At 64.4% G+C, this 17,407-nt stretch carries 17 protein-coding genes; 8 read left to right on the plus strand and 9 right to left on the minus strand.

Annotation, left to right across the window (positions count from 1 at the left end):
* Window positions 1–603 precede the first annotated feature (603 nt).
* The 3 genes from C8K38_RS05015 (at window position 604) to C8K38_RS05025 (ending at window position 2,497) form a co-directional block, all read left to right on the plus strand.
* A complete protein-coding gene (locus C8K38_RS05015) occupies window positions 604–1,062 on the plus strand; it encodes a hypothetical protein (RefSeq protein WP_097210848.1) in 459 nt (152 codons plus the stop codon).
* A 381-nt stretch (window positions 1,063–1,443) separates the two neighbouring features.
* Window positions 1,444–1,944, plus strand: a complete 501-nt coding sequence (locus C8K38_RS05020) for a hypothetical protein (protein WP_097210849.1) — start codon at window positions 1,444–1,446, stop codon at window positions 1,942–1,944.
* A 64-nt stretch (window positions 1,945–2,008) separates the two neighbouring features.
* On the plus strand, window positions 2,009–2,497 hold the full coding sequence (locus C8K38_RS05025) for a hypothetical protein (RefSeq protein ID WP_097210850.1): 489 nt from the start codon (window positions 2,009–2,011) through the stop codon (window positions 2,495–2,497).
* Between the two features lie 3 nt (window positions 2,498–2,500).
* Here C8K38_RS05025 and C8K38_RS05030 read toward each other — a convergent pair whose 3' ends face one another.
* On the minus strand, window positions 2,501–2,746 hold the full coding sequence (locus tag C8K38_RS05030) for a hypothetical protein (protein ID WP_143548400.1): 246 nt from the start codon (window positions 2,744–2,746) through the stop codon (window positions 2,501–2,503).
* Here C8K38_RS05030 and C8K38_RS05035 point away from each other — a divergent pair.
* Window positions 2,733–3,461, plus strand: a complete 729-nt coding sequence (locus tag C8K38_RS05035) for a MerR family transcriptional regulator (RefSeq protein WP_257017202.1) — start codon at window positions 2,733–2,735, stop codon at window positions 3,459–3,461. The genes C8K38_RS05030 and C8K38_RS05035 overlap by 14 nt on opposite strands.
* A gap of 1,241 nt (window positions 3,462–4,702) precedes the next feature.
* Here the strand turns inward: C8K38_RS05035 and C8K38_RS05045 are convergent.
* Window positions 4,703–5,497, minus strand: coding sequence for a polymer-forming cytoskeletal protein (locus C8K38_RS05045; protein ID WP_097210853.1), 795 nt, complete (start codon window positions 5,495–5,497; stop codon window positions 4,703–4,705).
* 300 nt (window positions 5,498–5,797) lie between these two features.
* Between C8K38_RS05045 and C8K38_RS05050 the strand changes: the two genes are divergently transcribed.
* Window positions 5,798–6,157 carry a hypothetical protein gene (locus C8K38_RS05050; protein WP_097210854.1) on the plus strand — a complete coding sequence of 120 codons (360 nt, stop codon included), beginning with the start codon at window positions 5,798–5,800 and terminating at the stop codon, window positions 6,155–6,157.
* A gap of 324 nt (window positions 6,158–6,481) precedes the next feature.
* On the opposite strand, the gene C8K38_RS05055 is transcribed toward C8K38_RS05050, so the two are convergent.
* Together C8K38_RS05055 and C8K38_RS05060 are read right to left on the minus strand one after the other, a co-directional pair.
* Window positions 6,482–7,138 carry a hypothetical protein gene (locus C8K38_RS05055; RefSeq protein WP_097210855.1) on the minus strand — a complete coding sequence of 219 codons (657 nt, stop codon included), beginning with the start codon at window positions 7,136–7,138 and terminating at the stop codon, window positions 6,482–6,484.
* A 273-nt stretch (window positions 7,139–7,411) separates the two neighbouring features.
* On the minus strand, window positions 7,412–7,720 hold the full coding sequence (locus C8K38_RS05060) for a hypothetical protein (protein ID WP_097210856.1): 309 nt from the start codon (window positions 7,718–7,720) through the stop codon (window positions 7,412–7,414).
* Between the two features lie 512 nt (window positions 7,721–8,232).
* On the opposite strand from C8K38_RS05060, the gene vanR-O reads away from it, so the two are divergent.
* Both vanR-O and vanS-O read left to right on the plus strand, forming a co-directional pair.
* Window positions 8,233–8,925, plus strand: a complete 693-nt coding sequence (gene vanR-O, locus C8K38_RS05065) for a vancomycin resistance response regulator transcription factor VanR-O (RefSeq protein ID WP_077043363.1) — start codon at window positions 8,233–8,235, stop codon at window positions 8,923–8,925.
* Window positions 8,918–10,018: a vancomycin resistance histidine kinase VanS-O gene (gene vanS-O, locus C8K38_RS05070; RefSeq protein ID WP_097210857.1), complete on the plus strand. Its 1,101-nt coding sequence runs from the start codon at window positions 8,918–8,920 to the stop codon at window positions 10,016–10,018. The genes vanR-O and vanS-O overlap by 8 nt, the downstream gene beginning before the upstream one ends.
* On the opposite strand, the gene C8K38_RS05075 is transcribed toward vanS-O, so the two are convergent.
* Genes C8K38_RS05075 through vanH form a run of 5 tightly spaced genes read right to left on the minus strand, consistent with a single transcriptional unit; the run spans window position 9,951 to window position 14,437 of the window.
* On the minus strand, window positions 9,951–11,102 hold the full coding sequence (locus tag C8K38_RS05075; protein WP_097210858.1) for a UDP-N-acetylglucosamine--N-acetylmuramyl-(pentapeptide) pyrophosphoryl-undecaprenol N-acetylglucosamine transferase: 1,152 nt from the start codon (window positions 11,100–11,102) through the stop codon (window positions 9,951–9,953). The genes vanS-O and C8K38_RS05075 overlap by 68 nt on opposite strands.
* Complete coding sequence (locus C8K38_RS05080; protein WP_097210859.1) at window positions 11,102–11,710, minus strand: hypothetical protein; 609 nt, start codon at window positions 11,708–11,710, stop codon at window positions 11,102–11,104. The genes C8K38_RS05075 and C8K38_RS05080 overlap by 1 nt, the downstream gene beginning before the upstream one ends.
* Before the next feature lie 32 nt (window positions 11,711–11,742).
* Window positions 11,743–12,351 (minus strand): D-Ala-D-Ala dipeptidase VanX, encoded by a 609-nt coding sequence (gene vanX / locus C8K38_RS05085; protein WP_097210860.1) that lies wholly within the window; start codon window positions 12,349–12,351, stop codon window positions 11,743–11,745.
* On the minus strand, window positions 12,348–13,388 hold the full coding sequence (gene vanO, locus C8K38_RS05090) for a D-alanine--(R)-lactate ligase VanO (RefSeq protein WP_097210861.1): 1,041 nt from the start codon (window positions 13,386–13,388) through the stop codon (window positions 12,348–12,350). Before vanO ends, vanX begins: the two co-directional genes overlap by 4 nt.
* Window positions 13,385–14,437: a D-lactate dehydrogenase VanH gene (gene vanH, locus C8K38_RS05095; RefSeq protein WP_097210862.1), complete on the minus strand. Its 1,053-nt coding sequence runs from the start codon at window positions 14,435–14,437 to the stop codon at window positions 13,385–13,387. The genes vanO and vanH overlap by 4 nt, the downstream gene beginning before the upstream one ends.
* 1,372 nt (window positions 14,438–15,809) lie before the next feature.
* On the opposite strand from vanH, the gene C8K38_RS05100 reads away from it, so the two are divergent.
* The gene (locus C8K38_RS05100) at window positions 15,810–17,360 is read left to right on the plus strand and encodes an alpha/beta fold hydrolase (RefSeq protein ID WP_306455723.1); all 1,551 of its coding nucleotides are present in this window, start codon (window positions 15,810–15,812) and stop codon (window positions 17,358–17,360) included.
* The last annotated feature ends 47 nt before the right edge of the window (window positions 17,361–17,407 follow it).

Raw genomic sequence — 17,407 nt, forward strand, 5'->3', positions numbered from 1 at the left:
CCGGGATGGGTTGGCACGAACCGGCACCGAGTGCCTGCGGCATCCGCGATGAGGCTCTCCTGAGGTCGCGCAGCGGTGACGGTGGAGTTCGCGATAAGTCATGGCCACGATGATGTGGCATCGGCTCGGGCCAGGGCTGAGGGAAAGGACATCTTCGCGCGGAGTTTCAGGGACAAGTGTCGTGGAAGATCTTGAAAATCCCAGGTGGCGCGGACAATTCGATCCGGAACCTACAGCCGCCATCGCCTGAAAATGAGACAAAAATCGGACATCGTGAGATTTTGAGACAAGCACCTGGGGCTTTGTAATCCGATGAGACGACCACGTCGTCGGATGAGCGGGCGAGGTCACGAACTCCACTGCGTTATCTGTGTTTTGTAGGCCCGGTCGGCCAAGTCTGTTGGGACGTTGCGGTGGGCTCGGGACCACGCGGAAATGGGTCCTGCATAGGCGCCCTCGCAGGATCAGCGTGCAGGACGGGTATCCAGGACTGTGTGCCGTCATACAGGACACCAGATTCACGACCGTTTCATGCGATGAGGATCGGATCAGCCCGCAACGAACGGTGCAATGTACGTGGTGTCACACACATAGGGTGTCGAGGTGTCCAACAAGAACGCGAGGGGGCCGCGGCAGGTCGAGCTCATCGGTCCCGTCGCCGGGGTGGTGACGTATTCGATCGCGGGTGGTCTCATCCTGGCCGGGCCGATCGCCGGGTGGGGCGACGGTTCGCTGGCGACGGGCCTGTGGGTAGGAGTCTTCACTCTCCCGTTTGGAATCGGGATCGCAGTCAGTACGTACGGCTGGCGTCGGAACGAAAAGCGATTCCAGTCCGCCGGGATCGCGGGGACGGTGAAGATCTTGGCCGTCAACCGGATCCGGAGCAGCGACGAGAGCCAGTACATCGCCGAACTGACGGTCCGTATCAGTGGCCCGGGTTTTGACACGTTCGAGGCGGACTGTGAGGTGCCTACAAGCAGCATGCGACCGCAGTTCGGTGACCGGCTCACGGTGATGGTCGAACCGTCCGACCTCACCTTCGCCATCTTCCAGCAGGATTAGCACCGATCGTCCTGCTCAATGATCGATATACAGGACGCCAGACACACGACTGTTCGTTGCGATGACGGGCTAGCCCGCAACAAGCGGTAAGGGAAGGCTTGCAAACCCTTGTTTGTCTCAAGGATGTAGGGCGACGTCTGTCTCATTTGCGTTGTTGTTGCAGGCGCTCGTCTCAGAATTCCACGTCAGCGGCACCCTTTTGCAACACTGCTTGTAGCTTCCGGATCTAGTTGGCCTTTTCCGGACCCAGATATCCCGCACTTGTCATGATTCCAGCCTATTTGTCCCTTGGAACTGCAACTCTTCCATGTCGGCAAGCCAACGAGGCGATCGTCATTGTCTTCCTTGCGGAGGGACGCGAGAAGGCAGAGTATTCCGGGCATGGGATTCTCGCTGATCTTCGTACGCGTCCAGGGAGACGAGCAGCGCGACGCGGATCGCGATGCCGTCGGCGCCTTCCTCGAGGCGGGCGGCCTGCGCGCGGTGGACAGCGCCGGCCAAGGTTCGCTTCTCGTCGATGCGGACGGGCAGGCTCTCTCGTTCGACGGCCACTGGACCGACCTACACCTCGACCCGCTCGATCAGGAGGAGCCGCTGAGCGGTGGGATCGATCACGCCTCGCTGTCGGAGGAGGAGACGACATTCATCTATGAGTTGTGCGTCGCGGCGGGATTCCTCATCGTCAATCCGCAGGGCAACCCGACCTATGTCGTCCCCGGCGCCAACCATGCCCCGGGAGATGTGCCGGATCAGGAGGACATGGACTGGGTGAACAGCGCTGCCGAGCTGCGGCAGGCGCTCGCCGGCAAGTTCGACGACTTCCGCGATTGGCGTGACCGCGTGGTCGCGCAGTACGCGGACGGGCGGGCCGACGGCGAGTAGCGCGCGCCAACCCGGCGGATACTCGATCTGGGGAACCTTCGTCCCCGGTCGCTAGGCTGTCGCGATGTCGATGAACTTCATGCTGGGCTTCGTGCCGAACACCGACCTCTCTGCCTTCGGAGCTGACGCCGAATCGACCATCGACTTCGACGACGCGAGCCGCAGCACCGCGGCCGGCCCGTCGGCCGCGCAGGTCGGCGCGCACGTGGTGCTCGTGGATCCCGGTCTCGATCTCCAGCAGCTTCCGCAGCTCTCCGAGCCGCCCGCGGGAACGGTGCTCGTCACCCTCGGTGGCACGAGCGACGTCTACGTGGTCCAGTCGTTCGGCGACGACCCCCGCCTCCGAGTGCTCGCCGAGCGCGAGGTCGCCGAAGACCGCGGCGCCCCGATCGACGCCGAAGCGGTGTTCGAGACCGAGGACGACCCGGAGGACGCGCACCTGGAATTCGTCTGCCGCCTCGCCAGGATCACGGTCGAGGAGCTGTGGAACCTCGAGTGGGCGCCGCTCGCGTCGGGTAGGGGCGGGTTCTTCGGCCGTCTTTTCGGTCGCTGAGGCTCAGTTCGGATCGCGCTCAGGCACGCGGCCGGCGGCTGCCCGCGGCAGTCGGCGCGAGGCGGCGATCACCTCCCGGATGACGCGGTGATGAGTCGAATTCCCGGTTGATTCGGCGCATTCCGGCTTGACCTTCACGTAGCGGCAACTTCTACGGTCGAAGACGAGGCCGGACGGACCGGCCTCACGGAAGATGGGAAGCGCCATGAGCTGGTCGATCGCGGATGTGGCGAGGATGTCGGGCGTCACCGCCCGCACCTTGCGGCACTACGACGACATCGGACTGCTCGAGCCCGCCTACGTGGGCACCAACGGCTACCGCTACTACGAGGATGAGCAACTGCTGCGTTTGCAGCAGATCCTCGTCCTGCGCGAACTCGGCCTGGGCCTTGCCGAGATCGCCGAGGCGGTCGACTCCGAGCGGGACACACTCGCCGCCCTCAAACGGCAGCACATCCGCCTACTCGGAGAGCGCCACCGCCTGACGCGGATGGCCGACACCGTGGCGCGCACCATCGCCGAACTCGAAGGGAAGACGGAGATGACAGTCAAGATCAACCGCCCGGAGAACCTGTTCGAGGGCTTCGACAACACGCAGCACGACGACGAGGCCCGCGAACGCTGGCCGGAGGAGTTCGAACAGTCTCAGCGCAACGCCGCGACGATGACTGCCGAGGACGTCGAGCGCATGCAGCGTGAGATGACCGCGGCGATGATCCGTATGGCCGAGTTCATGGCCGCCGGCACCCCTGTTGTCGACGTGGCGGTCCAAACGGAGATCCACACGCAATACCACGGCATCTGCCGCTTCTGGACCCCGAACCGGGACGCGTACAAGTGTATGGGGCAGATGTACGTGGACGACGAGCGGTTCAAGGCGAACTACGAGAAGATCGCCGAGGGCCTGGCCGAGTACCAGCGGGACGCGATGGTCGTCTACGCGGACGAGCGGCTCGGCGAGTAGCCCTCGGCCAGGAAGCCCGGGGTATCCCGGAGATACAGCGTCCCCTCCGCGGCCAGTGCGGAGGGGACGCTCCCATTGTCTCGGCAATCAGGCCGGAACCGACGGCGTGGACCGTCGACATTTGGAAACCCATCATCTCCCGTCCTGCAATGCGTCCACTCGGCCCGTACCGCCAAAGCGCTCAGCAGAATCGGCAAACACGCCCCCGACCTTTTGTCGCCGTCGACTGAGGCGGCTACTTGTCATCGGGTGCGTCGGAATCGCGCACCGTATAGCCCTGTTCGCGCAAGATCTTGATGACCTCGGCGAACGACGAGATCCAGTGGTGCAAGGGCGGAGGCAGCATCGGCAGCGGCAGCGCCGGTACCGGCCGCCTCGGATTCTGACCGCCCGGGCCGTGAACAGGAGCAGCACACGAGAACAAGCAGCATTGCCCGCCGAATCGGCTGGGGCACGGTCTGTTTGATGGCGGCGTCCGCCACGGCCGGGCTCACGGCGGCGACCACGTCGGCGGATTTGATCATGACCATCAACACCCCCCGCCGGTGGCTTCGTGGTGGGTACCGGCGTGTACATCGCCGGGACGGTTTCCCCACGGTGCTGTATCTCCCGTGGGTGCGGGTGACTTTCCGTGACAACGGGACCTAGTCCGGGAGCCCATACCGACCGTGTGCCTCGGCATCGAGTGCCGGCGCCCCTCCGCCCCAGAACCCATGCGGGTGGAGGGACGGCAACGATCACTGCTCAGGTGCCCGAGAGTGTGATCCTTGGATGCCCAGTACCCGAGGGCCTGCGGAATAGGACATCGGCAGCCGGAATTTCTAGGGCATTTGGCGTGGAAGATCTTGAAAACCGCAGGCCGATCGGACCAGTAGATCCGGAACCTACAACTACTACTTGCTTGCCGCGGACACGGAAACTTGAGACAAAAATCGGACATGTTGAGATGTTGAGATAGAAATCGGACATTTCCGGCTTGTTGAGACAAGGCCTCGGTCGCCATCGCCCGCATCGCGAGGGTCACGAAATCGAAAGATTGTGTGAGGGCGTTCTCGGGGGGTCGGTTGGCCAAGTCTGGCTCTGGGACGTTGTGGTGAACTTGGGACCGAGTGGAAGTGGGTCCTGGATAGGGAGCCCTCGCAAGATCAGCGTGCAGGACGGGTAACCAGGACTAGTTGATGGCAGTTGACTGACGTATCCGATCGGCTCGCTCACCGGAGTCCCGCTCTGTTTGCTGATCGTCAAACAGGACAGTCAGTAGCAGGGTCTTCGTCCATACGTTTCCACCCGGCGATACGCGCCCGGCACAGCGCCTCCAGTGCCTCGTGCTCGGCGCGCCAGCGGGCATGATCTTGCGCTGTTCCTGGCCACGTCTGTGAGCGCCGATCTACCTCGGCACGGAGTGTGTCGATGGTGCCGCCATGCCAACATCCGACCGATAAGTTGTGGCCGGCGGCGGTGCGGGTGAGAGTCGCGGTGACGGACTGGGAGCCGATGGGATATACGACGAGGATGTCCTGGCGCTCGGTGACAGTTGCTCGGCCGTGCACCTCCGCGCGGCCGGATACCCGCGCGTCGCCGGACACGTCCGCGTTGCCGTACACGCTGGCATTGCCTTCGACCTCCGCATCGCCGAATATCCTCGCCTCGCCATGCACCGTCGCATCTCCAGACACGTCCGCGTTGCCGTACACGTTGGCGTTGCCGTACACCTCGGCGTCGCCGTATACCCGCGCGTCGCCGTGCACCCGCGCGTCTCCGGAGACCTCCGCGTTGCCCGACACCCTCGCGTTGCTCGAGACCTCCGCGTTGCCTGAGATCTCCGCGTTGTCAGATACCGACGCGTCGCCAAACACCCTCGCGTCGCCTGACACCCACGCGTACCCAGACACATTGCGCTCGCATTCAACCCATCCTCCGACGTCGCCCTTGCGGACGCAGTACCGTGTCATGTCGCGTGTGGCGCGGATGCGATGCAGGTTGTGGCCGAAGTAGTTTCGCGTTTCGTCGGTCAGCTCGAAGTGCTTGCCGGTCATGTCGTCCTTCGCTTCTGGTCTCAGTCCCCACGCACAGCCGGGGCACAAGACGACTCGCTGGCATGAGGAGGCTGGCGGTGAACATTCTCCCCGGGGCCTCCATTCCGCAGCTCTCGAACCCGTGTCGCGTTCAGCGATCGTTAGACAGGACGGCCGGTAGAAGGGGAACCCGAGAGTTCAAGCGCCCTCGCGGCCACCGCCAGTAACGATGCGCCTGCCCCAGCGGACATACAGACTGTCCGTTTCTTTCGCAGGGGGTAGATCTGAATGAAGCGCTCATTTCTCGTCCGAGCTGGCGCAGTGGCCGTCGGACTCGCGGCGCTCGGCGCGGGTGTAGCGGCGCCGCAGGCGAGTGCGGCGGAGGCGTACGTTCCGCCGCCCGGGTACGAGCTGAACATGAGGTGGTTCAAGCTGCCGTGGGAGCCCAGCAGGTCGTGGGACAACAACTCGAACCTGCTCAGTCCGTTCGGCACTATCGACATCTACTGCTACACCTACCCGGGGGCCGTGACCGGCCCGCTTCCGCTCGACTGCTTTCAGCTCGATCCGTGGCGGCAGACCCATCAGGTGATGCGGGTCCCGTTCTCGCAGAACTTGCACACCATCAATCCGGTCCCGACCCCGCCTGGCCTGCTCCCAGGGACGCTGGGATCGTCCTGACACGTGAAGCGCCCAACCGTAATCGGTTGGGCACTTCACGGTTCGCCCTGAGCGCCGCGGCCGGAATTCTCTCACCAGCTCCGGCACGGTCGTCTATGACTCTCAGGGTGCCGTCAGCCGTCCTGTCCGGCGATCGTCAAACAAGGACGCACGTTGAGGCCGCGAATCCGGGGCGTGCACGGGTGGAACCGCTACTGGTATGCGAGGCGGAGTACCGCGAGCATACCGGCGGAGCCTTCGTCATCCGAGCTGGAAGGGACTGCGCGACAAGGCGCCCGGCGAGGTCAACGTGCCATGACCGGGGCATGCCCGGGGCGTCCATGGTCAGCCGACGCTCGCATAGAAGGGCTCGAGTCCCGTCAGTAAATCGTCGATCAACGCGGCAACAGCGTCCACCTCGTTCAGGTGGATCACCTTCCGTGTCGTCGTCGGCTTGTCGAGCTTGTAGGTGAGTTCGGTGTAGGGATGCTTCGACATCCCCATGTAGACGCAGTACGGCCGATCTTCGATCCGGGTGTAGGTGACGTCGATGAAGAGCTTCCCGCGAGTCGCCGAGAAGACCAGTTCCACGTCGTGGTGCGCAGCTTCTGTTTCAGTCAGATTGTTGACGACAACCGTCCAACTGGAGAGCCGGAGAGGAATCAGGTCCTTGTTGAGTGGGTTGAGGAACCGGAGGAGCAGGCCATAGATGGCCTCGATGTCGTGGCCGGCTGCGATCGTCGTGTGGACACTCCTGTCTTCGTCGTACATCCATCGGCCCAACGATCTCGACAGCAGAATCTGCTCGAGCGAGTAGCCGATGGCTGCGTTCTCATAGGAGAGGGAAACCGTCTCGCCGGTGATGCTGTTCACCGCGGTGAACAGCACGGTGTCATCGAACGGCACGTCCTGTGCGTTGTAGTGCTCGTCGACGAACGCATTGGAGTCGACACTCCACCCGCCGTCGACCTGGATCCCTCTTGTCCTGCTGATCTTCGTCACCGAGCTCCCTTGAGTCCGTCCTGCGTCCGCGAGCGTAGCGGCGCCCGGCGCTCTCCACGGCTGCATCGACGGTCCCACGCCTAGGGCATGCGGCGGGCGGCCTGCTCAGCGATCGTCAAACAGGACACAGGTTCACGAGTGTTCGTTGTGATGACGGGTCAGCCCGCAACAGATAGCAAGTGAAGGCTTGCAAACCCTGGTTCGTCTCACCATGTGGGGCGACTTCTATCTCATCCGCATTGTTATCTCAGGTACTCGTCTCAGATTTCCGCGTCAGCGGCACCCACTGCCGCAGACACCGAATCTTGAGACAGAATTCGGACATGTTGAGATGTTGAGACAAGAACCTGGGGTTTTGTGATCCGATGAGACGGACGCATCCCGAATGATCTCGAAGTTGTTCTGGTGCGGGCTCAGCACCACCAGCGCCTTGCCGTCACCAGCGCACGGCTGCGCAGCCTGCGCCTGCGCGAGCAGTTCGAGTTCGTCCTCGAAATCCGCGAGGCCTCCGGAGAGACTGAACAGTCCGTAGTCCATCGCCAGGACCACGGCCTGCTCACTGATCTGACTCGCGCTGCTCATCTCTCGATTGCCTGTGAACCTCAAGCGACGTGCTCGTACACAGCTTGCTCAGTGGCCAGCATTCGCGAAGGTGTGCGCCTCGCTAGAGCTGGATGCCATCGTCAGCGGCGTCGTTCGCGGCTGCGAGCATGGCCTGGAGTAGTGCTGGCTGAGGTTCGCTATGCCAGGGTGCTGGCGATCGAAGACTGTCGCGCCGTCGGGGAGGGCTCCGTCAGATTCAGTCATGTCGCCATCGGCATCGGTCCGCGTATCTCTGGTGCCGCCTACCTCAGACCCGCACTGCACCAGGTCCAGTCGTCCCCGATGGCGATGCCGACCGGTCTACGACGATCCCGACGGTCACAGCGAAGATGACGAGGACCAGGCCGACAATGGTCGGTCTGGGAGTCCTGCGGGTCTTCGGTCGTGCTGCGGTCTGGCCCACACTGCTCAATCAAGGCAATGCGCTGTTGCCAGCCCGAAGGCGATTTTTGATACGCCGGCGATATACGCGGCCGCCTAACATGGCGAGCATGCGTGTGTTGGTCGTCGAGGACGAGCGGTTCATGGCGGAAGCCATCCGCGATGGGCTGCGCCTGGAAGCGATCGCCGCCGACATCGCCGGTGATGGGGACACTGCCCTGGATCTGTTGGGCGTCAACGCCTACGACATCGCCGTCCTCGACCGTGATATCCCCGGCCCCTCCGGTGACGAGATCGCCCAGCGCATCGTCGCTTCCGGTGGCGGCATACCAATCCTGATGCTCACTGCCGCGGACCGGATGGACGACAAGGCCTCCGGGTTCGAGCTCGGTGCCGACGACTACCTCACCAAGCCGTTCGAGCTGCAGGAGCTCGTGCTCCGTCTCCGGGCCCTCGACCGCAGGCGCGCGCACAGCAGGCCGCCCGTGCGGGAGATCGCTGGTCTGCAGCTGGACCCGTTCCGTCGCGAGGTCTACCGGGACGGCCGGTACGTCGCGCTGACCCGGAAGCAGTTCGCGGTGCTCGAAGTTCTCGTCGCTGCCGAGGGCGGTGTGATCAGCGCCGAGGAGTTGCTGGAGCGGGCGTGGGACGAGAACGCCGATCCGTTCACGAATGCCGTGCGCATCACGGTCTCGACGTTGCGCAAGCGGCTCGGCGAACCGTGGCTGATCGCCACGGTGCCGGGGGTCGGGTACCGCATCGATACCGAACCGGACGCCAGAGGCGGCGGCGACGGTGGATAGAGCGCCTGGGTTGGGCGTTCGCCTCAAACTCACTCTCAGTTATGCCGGGTTCCTCATGCTCGCCGGTGTCTTGCTCCTTGCGGCGGTTTGGGTCTTCCTGCTGAGAGGGCGGTCAACGAATTTCCAATTCCCTGATCTGGCCGACTTTGCCCGGGTCTTCGACCCGAGCAACTTCGGTCCCGTGGTGTTTGTCCCAGCAGCGATCTTGGCGCTCGGGTTCTTGCTGGTGTTCGGCCTTGTCGGTGGTTGGATTCTCGCGGGCCGAATGCTTGCCCCGTTGACGCGCATTACGCGCGCCGCGCGGGAGGCGGGGAGTGGCTCGCTGTCGTACCGGATCGAACTGGAGGGACGCAACGACGAGTTCCGTGAACTTGCCGATGCCTTCGACGCCATGCTCGCACAGCTCGAAGCACGAGACGCCGCGCAGCAGCGATTCGCCGCCAACGCCTCCCACGAGCTGCGCACCCCGCTGGCGATCACACAAACCCTTCTCGATGTCGCCCGCAACGATCCGAACCGCGACGGCGGCGAGCTCGACGAACGCCTCCGCGCTGTCAACGCACGGGCGATCGAGCTCACCGAGGCATTGCTCCTGCTCAGCCGTACCGACCAACGGTCCTTCAGCCGAGAAGACGTCGATCTGTCGCTCATCGCGGAAGAAGCCGCCGAGACGCTCCTCCCGTTCGCGGAGAAGCACGGCGTCAGCATCGAGACCTCGGGGGACATCGCGCCGGTCATCGGCTCACACGCACTCTTGCTGCAGTTGACTACGAACCTTCTGCACAATGCGATCGTCCACAACGTCCCCGAGCACGGCAGCGTGCAGATCAGCACCGCCATCGGCCCCGAGTCCGTCATGCTCACGGTCGAGAACACCGGCGACAAGCTCAGTCCACAGTTGGTCTCGACACTCACCGAGCCGTTTCAGCGCGGCACTGCTCGGACCCGCGGGGACGATGCGAGGGTGGGCCTTGGCCTGGCGATCGTCAAGAGCATCACTCAGGCACACGACGGATCCCTCACGCTCAGCCCCCGAGCTGCCGGCGGGCTCTCCGTCGCAGTGCGACTGCCCGCCGCTCAGCGACGACCGTAAGCACGTGCCGGGCCAGCAGCGAACCCACGTCGGGTGCGCCGGCTGCCAACGCATGAGCCGACATCACCGCTCTCCGCTCGGTATCGGCGAGCAGCGGGATCAGAGTGGTTTCGATCCATCCTGCGTTGAGATCGGCATCGTCGACGATCACTGCCCCGCCGGCAGCAACGACCGCCTCGGCGTTCAAGCGCTGCTCACCGCCGCGCAGCGGCAGCGGCACATAGGCGGCCGGTAAGCCGACAGCGGCGAGTTCGGCGCACGTCATCGCCCCCGAGCGGCAGATCGCGAAGTCGGCTGCGGCGTAGGCGTACTGCATCTCATCGACGTACGGGACGACGACGTAGGGCGGGTCGCCGGGGTCGCCGTCGGGCGGCTCGACCATGCGCTGTGGCCCGGTGATGTGCAGCACCTGCACGCCGGCCGCCCGCAACGCTGTTACAGCGCCGGCCACGGCGGCGTTGATCGCTTGAGCTCCCTGCGAACCGCCAGTGACCATCAGTACCGGCTCGTCCAGGCGCAGGCCGAACCGTTGCCGAGCCGCCTCGCGCAGCGCGGCCCGGTCGAGCCTGGTGATCGCCGGCCGCAGCGGGATGCCGATCGCGCTGGCGTGAGCCAGGTGGACACGGGGCGCGGCGGTAAATACGTGGGTCGTCATCCGGGCCGCCAGTCGGTTCGCCACTCCAGGCCGGGCATTCGCCTCATGGACGACGATCGGCATTCCCCGCTGGCGTGCGGCAAGATAAGCGGGCATGGCCACGTAGCCCCCGAAGCCCACCACGACCTCGGCCCGCACGCGGTCGAGTACGGCTCCGGTCGCCCGGACGGAGTCGCGCAGTCTGCCCGGCGTGTGCAGCAGATCGCGGCTCAGCTTGCGCGGCAGTGGCACGGGCGGGATAAGTTCGAGCGAATAGCCGCGGGCAGGGATGAGCGTGGTGTCCAGGCCACGGACAGTGCCGAGCGCGGTGATCTCGGCCGTGGGCTCCAGCAGGCTCAGCGCGTCGGCGAAGTTCATCGTGGGCTCTATGTGCCCGGCTGAATGGCCGCCCGCGACAACGACGCGCGGTGCGGGTTCGCCAGCCAGCATCACGATGCCCCTCTGACCAAGATTCCTCGGTTGGCATGAAACCGCTCGAACACATGCATGGGCAGCGATGCAGAGTCTGAATTGTGGGAGTAGCCCGACGGATTATGAAAACGCACCACTCCATCGTCGACTGCATAGATCAGCACAAGATGGCCTCCTCGTCGCGGCTCGTAGGTGTTGGGATCGCGAATCTCGGGTGATACCGAAGCGATCATGACCTGCCCGGGCCGCAGCTCTCGGGCCGATACCTGAATCGGGGTGTGCTCGACCAGTTGGCAGTCGAATCCGAATTGTGTGCTGACCCACGCCATGAATGGCCTGTAGAGCAGGCCGTGGACCTTGCCCGAAGGCTCCACCACATAGCAACCCCACTCGACGGCCAGCGCAAGGAGTTCGCCCATCGACAGTCGGACGTCAGTCCAGCCGTGGAGCAGGGACTGGAGACACGCCAAGCCGCAGACCTTGCGGGACCAGAACAGGTACTCCTCGCTCGAGGGGTATCCGTCGGAGGCCCAGTCGTACAGTTTCGATGGATCGGTGTGTCGCAAGAAGACCTCCAGCCCCGATGGGCGTGTGCGCCGCATCACGACCTCGTCGTTGGTCGCCAAACGCCCCCACTGCGAGACACAATGGAGACCCATCACGTGATCGGAAAGTCGAAGTAGACATCTGGATATGGTTCGCGTTTCAGCGTGTAGTGCCACCACTCGCAGTCGTACCGATCAAATCCGCAGTCCTCCATGATGGAACGAAGAAGCTCACGATTCTTGGACTCGATTGGCTTGATTCCTCGCGCTCGATGACGTGAGATCGGGTCCATGAGGTCGTGGTCGCCACCCATAGGAGCAAGTTCACCGGTCGCAAGGTGATAGAGCGTCAGGTCAACGGCGCCGCCCCTACTGTGGCCCGACTGGGTTGCCACGTATCCCTTTTCGAGCATCTCGGGTCTGTCGATATTGGGATAGTGCCGCTGCTTCGTCTGGCCATCCTCCGGCTGTTCTGACCAGCGTAGGAAGCTGTCGACGGCGCGTCGAGGACGGTAGCCGTCCCAGAGAAGCAATCCGAAGCCGAGGGAAGCTGCCTTCTCGCGTGCTTGCTCGAGGGCCGCGCACAAGGCCCGGGTGCCGACGATTCGATTCGCGAGGTAGCCGTCGACCGGTTTGCCGGTGAAGTTGTCCCACGTGGCGTACTTGGCATCCCAGCGGACTCCGGGCACCCAGTCGTCGACGTAGACGAAGTCGTCGTTCATCGCTTCTTCCCGTGCATTGTCATCGAGATGAGCCGGTCGATCACGTCGGAGATCGGCAGCCCCGCGGCGGCCATCATCCGCGGGTACCGGCTGTACGACGTCATGCCGGGCATGGTGTTGACCTCGTTGAGGACCACCCGCCCGTCGTCGGTGAGGAACATGTCAACGCGGGCAAGTCCCTTGCAGCCCAGGGTGCGGTAGATGACCTTGGCGGTCTCTTGGACGAGCCGGCGCGATTCGTCGGAGATGTCGGCGGGAACGATGAACGTCGAGTTCTCCGATCCCGTTTCGGGTGAGTCCTCCTGGTGGATCCTGAAGAATCCGTGCGAGAGGTCGACGCGGTCCACCTCCCCAGTGATCAGGCCGAATAGTTCACCCATGACCGCGCAGCCGATCTCGCTGCCGGCCACGGCTTCTTCGATCAGGACCTTCGAGTCGTACTGTCGCGCCGCGCTCAGCGCGTTCGGCAGCTCGTCTTCACGGGTGACCTTGCTGACGCCGAAAGATGAACCCGAACGGGCCGGCTTCACGAAGACCGGATAGCGAAGATGATCGGCGTCGACCTTCTCGTTCTCCGCGACAACCCAAAAGGTCGGCGTGGCGATTCCCGCGCTCTTGGCCACGGTGTAGGCCAGGGCCTTGTCCATGCACACAGCCGAGCCCTGGATGTCGCAGCCGACGTAGGGGATGCCGGCGAGCTCCAACAGGCCTTGGATCGCGCCGTCTTCGCCGAGCTTGCCGTGAAGTACGGGGAAGACGAGGTCGAGGCGCACGGTTTCGTAGCCCCCCTGCTCCATGACCAGCAGGCCGTGCACACGTCGATCGGGTGACAGCACGGCGGGACGGGCGCTGCGATTCTCCCAATCCGCGTCGGGGCCGTCACAGAGCTTCCACTCGCCGCCGGTCGTGATGCCGATCCAGAACGGTTCGTACTTCTCCGTGTCGAGATTTCTTGCCACCTCTCGCGCCGACTTGATGGAGACGGGATGTTCTTCGGAAGCCCCTCCGAAGATGACCCCGACCTTCAATCTGCTCATGCTGTTCTCCCACTTTCAAAGTTGAGGCAGTTGACGAGGCTGTTTTCGACGGTGTCGTTCAGGGCGTGGTCTGTGTAGTAGGCGGAGTGCGGACTGATCAGCACATTCGGCAGGCGCTGTAGCCGCACCAGGGCCTTGTTCTCGATGAGCTTTTTCCTGCAGTCGGCGTAGAAGATCCCTTCCTCTCCTTCGACGACATCGAGCGCCGCGCCGCCCAACCGGCCGCTCTCCAAGGCGGAGAGGAGGGCCTCGGTATCGAGCAGCGGTCCGCGACCCGTGTTGACGATGTACGCGCCGTGCTTCATCTGGTCGATGCGTTGGCGATCGAGGAGATGGTGTGTGTCCGCGGTGAGTGGAGTGTGGAGCGTGACAATGTCGCTCTGCCGCAGCAGTTCATCGAGCGGAACGTAGTCGGCGGAGGCGTGAGGCCCGCTGTCATGTGCCAGCACTTGGCAGCCAAATCCCTGCAGCCGGTCGATGACTGCTGTGCCGATGCGCCCTGTTCCGATCACCCCGACGGTCAAGTCGCGCAGCTCCCTGCCGCGCGTCTCATTCAGCCGGTAATCATGCGTATCGGCGCGGCGGACAATTGATTTCGCGTGGCGTACGGTCATCAGCATCAACATCAGTGTGTAGTCGCCCACGCTGTCGGGCGAGTAGTCGACGTTGCCGACCGAGATGCCGATGCTCGCCGCGAATTCCACGTCGATGTGGTCGTACCCGACGCTTCTGGTGGAGATGTACTCCACTCCGACTCGGCTCAGCGCCAGCAGCGTGGAGTTGTCGATCTGCGTCTTGTGGCTCACGCTGATGCATCGGTTGCCACGCGCCAGTTCAGCGTTGGTTTCACTGACCGCTTCCTCGGTGATGCTTGGCGTTAGCCCGAGGCGGGGTCCCATCTCGCGGAACAAAACGGCTTCGTCGTGACCGCATCCGAAAACTCTGACCCCAGTGGTCGGGACGGCCGAGGGTGACGAATCGTCGAGCGCTCGGACGCGTCGCTCCGCGATCACTTCGCTGTCGATCAAACCCAGGTCGCTGTAGGACATGCCGAAAGTCAAGACAACGCGGTGTTGCCAGCGTGTATGCAATTTTCGATATGCGGACGATATGCCGCCCGTGGGGTTGCGTTCGGAAGCGGCATGCGCGGAACGAAACAGCGGCAAGATGTCCGCGCCGGCGCCACTAAAAGAAGGTAACTGAGCCTTACTTTATGCACCGTGTCTCAACGTGGGATATCGATACCGTCTCAACCGCCGCGTATCCCATGGTCGTTGTCTCATCTTTCGGCGCGGGCGGCAACATTTGCCGCGGACACCGAAACTTGAGACAAAATCGGACATCTGACGGATTGTTGAGACGGGCGTCATGTGACAAGTCGTAGATCCGGTTCGCGGCCGGTGCGACCTCGCGTGTGGATCCGCATGCGCTGTAACCCCTGGCCGCACCTGGTGGGCGTTGTACAACACGCACCGGCGGGCCGCTCAACAGGTCGCAGCACGGCCCGCCGGTGTGATCGCGAGCTAACTTTCGTTGTGCATCCGGCGTGCCTGACGGAGGCGTCGTCGAGAGAGCCCGCGATCGCGAGATCTGCCGATGGGACCACGCTGAAATGGGTCCTGGATAGGGTGCTCTCGCAGGATCAGCGAGCAGGACGGGTAACAAGGACTGTTTGATGGCAGCGGGCCGACTGCTGAAATGAGTCAGGCGTAGTCGGCATACGCGCGCCCGACAGTGTGCGGTGATCGAACTCCGTGGTGTCGGTTCAAGTGCGGCCTGCGCCTAGCTCTACGAATGACCTGGTTCCGGTATCCACACGTCAGGTGGTGTACGGGGTCGAGGACGGCTTCGGTATCGGAGAGCCTGCCGCGCAGGGATGACTGAACGCCGTCCATTGGCGGTTCTGAAGGAGATTCCGGTGAAACAGGAACCCGCCGAACAGACCTCGACCGTCCAGCCGAGGCTGCGTAGGAAGCCCGGCCGCTCACGACTGGGAGGAGTGCAATAGCGATCACGTCATCCGTTCACCGCCGGCGCCGGCGCCGTTGCCAACTTGCGGCAGCCGGGGCGTCTGGCAGCGGTCGACGAGCCGTCAGCGCCCTTCGGCAGAGAACGAGGCGTTGGGGTGTGTCATCGCCCGTACCCGATCCGTTTCCGGTCGGCGGCCGGAGCGCATTGATCGGCGATCGCAAAGAGTTCAGACCACTGCTCGGGGGAGAGATCCCGCGCGCCGACCCCATATCAGGGTGGCGTTCGCGTGGGCCCATCGCGCGAATAGGCTAACGATGTCGGCGGCGAGCGATTGGCCGAAAAGCGTTCGCGCGCAGTACCGTCGTGGATGTGCTGAACTTGGGGAACAGTATTCGGAAGTCGCAGTCCCGCACTGGTCGGGGTGCTCGCTTCGGTGTCGTCGCGATCGGTGTGACGGTCGGATTCGCTTCCGTCGCAGTACCGTCGGCTGCCGCCGACCCGGTCGGCGGGGAGCTGGCCTGGGGCCCGTGCCCCGTCGAGTACGCGCTCGATCCGGACACCGACCAGTGTGGAACCGTGACGGTGCCGCGCGACTATGCGAATCCGACGGCCGGATCGATCGATGTCCTCGTCACCCGTCACCGCGCCGAGGATCCGGTCGCCCGGCGGGGCGTGCTGTTCACCAACCCCGGTGGGCCCGGCGGCGACGCGATCGCGTCCAACAGCATGTTCGCGCAGGCGCTTCCCGAACAGATCCGCCGGCAGTGGGACTTCATCGGTGTGCAGCCGCGGGGTCTCGCGCATGCTGGGGCGGTCGAATGCGCCGTCACCCCGGAGCTTTTCGCCGCGATGAACGTCGGCTTCGCGGGTGGGGCGGCGCGGCTGGCGTGCGACGGCGCGACGCCCGGCGCCACCGCGCACATCACGACGGAGAACACCGCCCGTGACTGGGAACAGGTGCGGATTGCGCTCGGTGTCGGTGTGATCGACGTCTACGGCCTGTCGTACGGCACGATCCTCGCCTCGACATATGCCACCCTGTTCCCGCAGCACACGGGACGCATGGTGCTCGACTCGGCGGTCGATCGCGACTGGATGTGGAACGACGTCCTGTGGCACCAGAACGACGGGTACAAGACGCGCTTCTACGACCTCATGGACTGGATCGCGGCCAACGACGCGACCTACGGCCTCGGCGACACCCCGCTGAAGGTGTACCAGCGCTGGTCCGACCGCATCGTCGAGGAAGCGGGCGGCAATCCCACCCTGGCGCCCCCGCCGGCCAGGATCGGGGACGTCCCACCCGGCCTGGAAGGCGTCGCCGCCGCGTACCGGGCCGGTGTGGACCTGACTGGCCCTGCCCGGGTGCAGTTCGAGGCGTTCCTGCGACGACTCGGCGATTCGGCCCACACCCAGGCCGCGTCGAGCACCTATGCCCTCACACGCCAAGTGCTGCCCGCCCGGAACACTTGGCCGATGGTCGCCCGCGTCATCCGGGACGGCACAGGGGCGCTTCCCGAGGGTGTGTCCGGCGACTTCACTGCCGACAAACTCGACTCGATTGTCCGGACCCAGATGATGCAGGCGGTCGTGCTCTGCAACGAGAACGCGGTCGCGCCACGCCCGGAGCGGCTCCCGGGCTGGCTCTTCTCGACGTTCGTCACCGGCGATCTGTTCGACGCCATCGGCTACGGCTACAGCGCGGGGCCGGGGTGCGCAGGGGCGCTGCCGGTGACCGCGCTACCGGAGATCGGCAACCACGGTTTGGCCACGGCGCCCCTAGTGCTGCAGGGATTGCGGGACCCGCAGACGCCCTACGACGGCGGAGCCCAACATGCCCGCGACATGGACGCGCACCTGGTCACCGTGGAAGGCGGGGACCACGGCGCCGCCATCCAGGGCGACAACACCACGGTCGACACGGCAATCACGGACTACCTGCTGACCGGGACCACCGCGGTCACCTGGGCGCCGGAGGCACCGATAACCACGCCGCTGTAACGCGGCGGCGGTCCCGCCACCACAGCCTGTGGCGGGACCGAGCTGCC

Source organism: Rhodococcus sp. OK611, from assembly GCF_003050885.1.
In the GTDB taxonomy this organism is placed as follows: domain Bacteria; phylum Actinomycetota; class Actinomycetes; order Mycobacteriales; family Mycobacteriaceae; genus Rhodococcus_G; species Rhodococcus_G oryzae.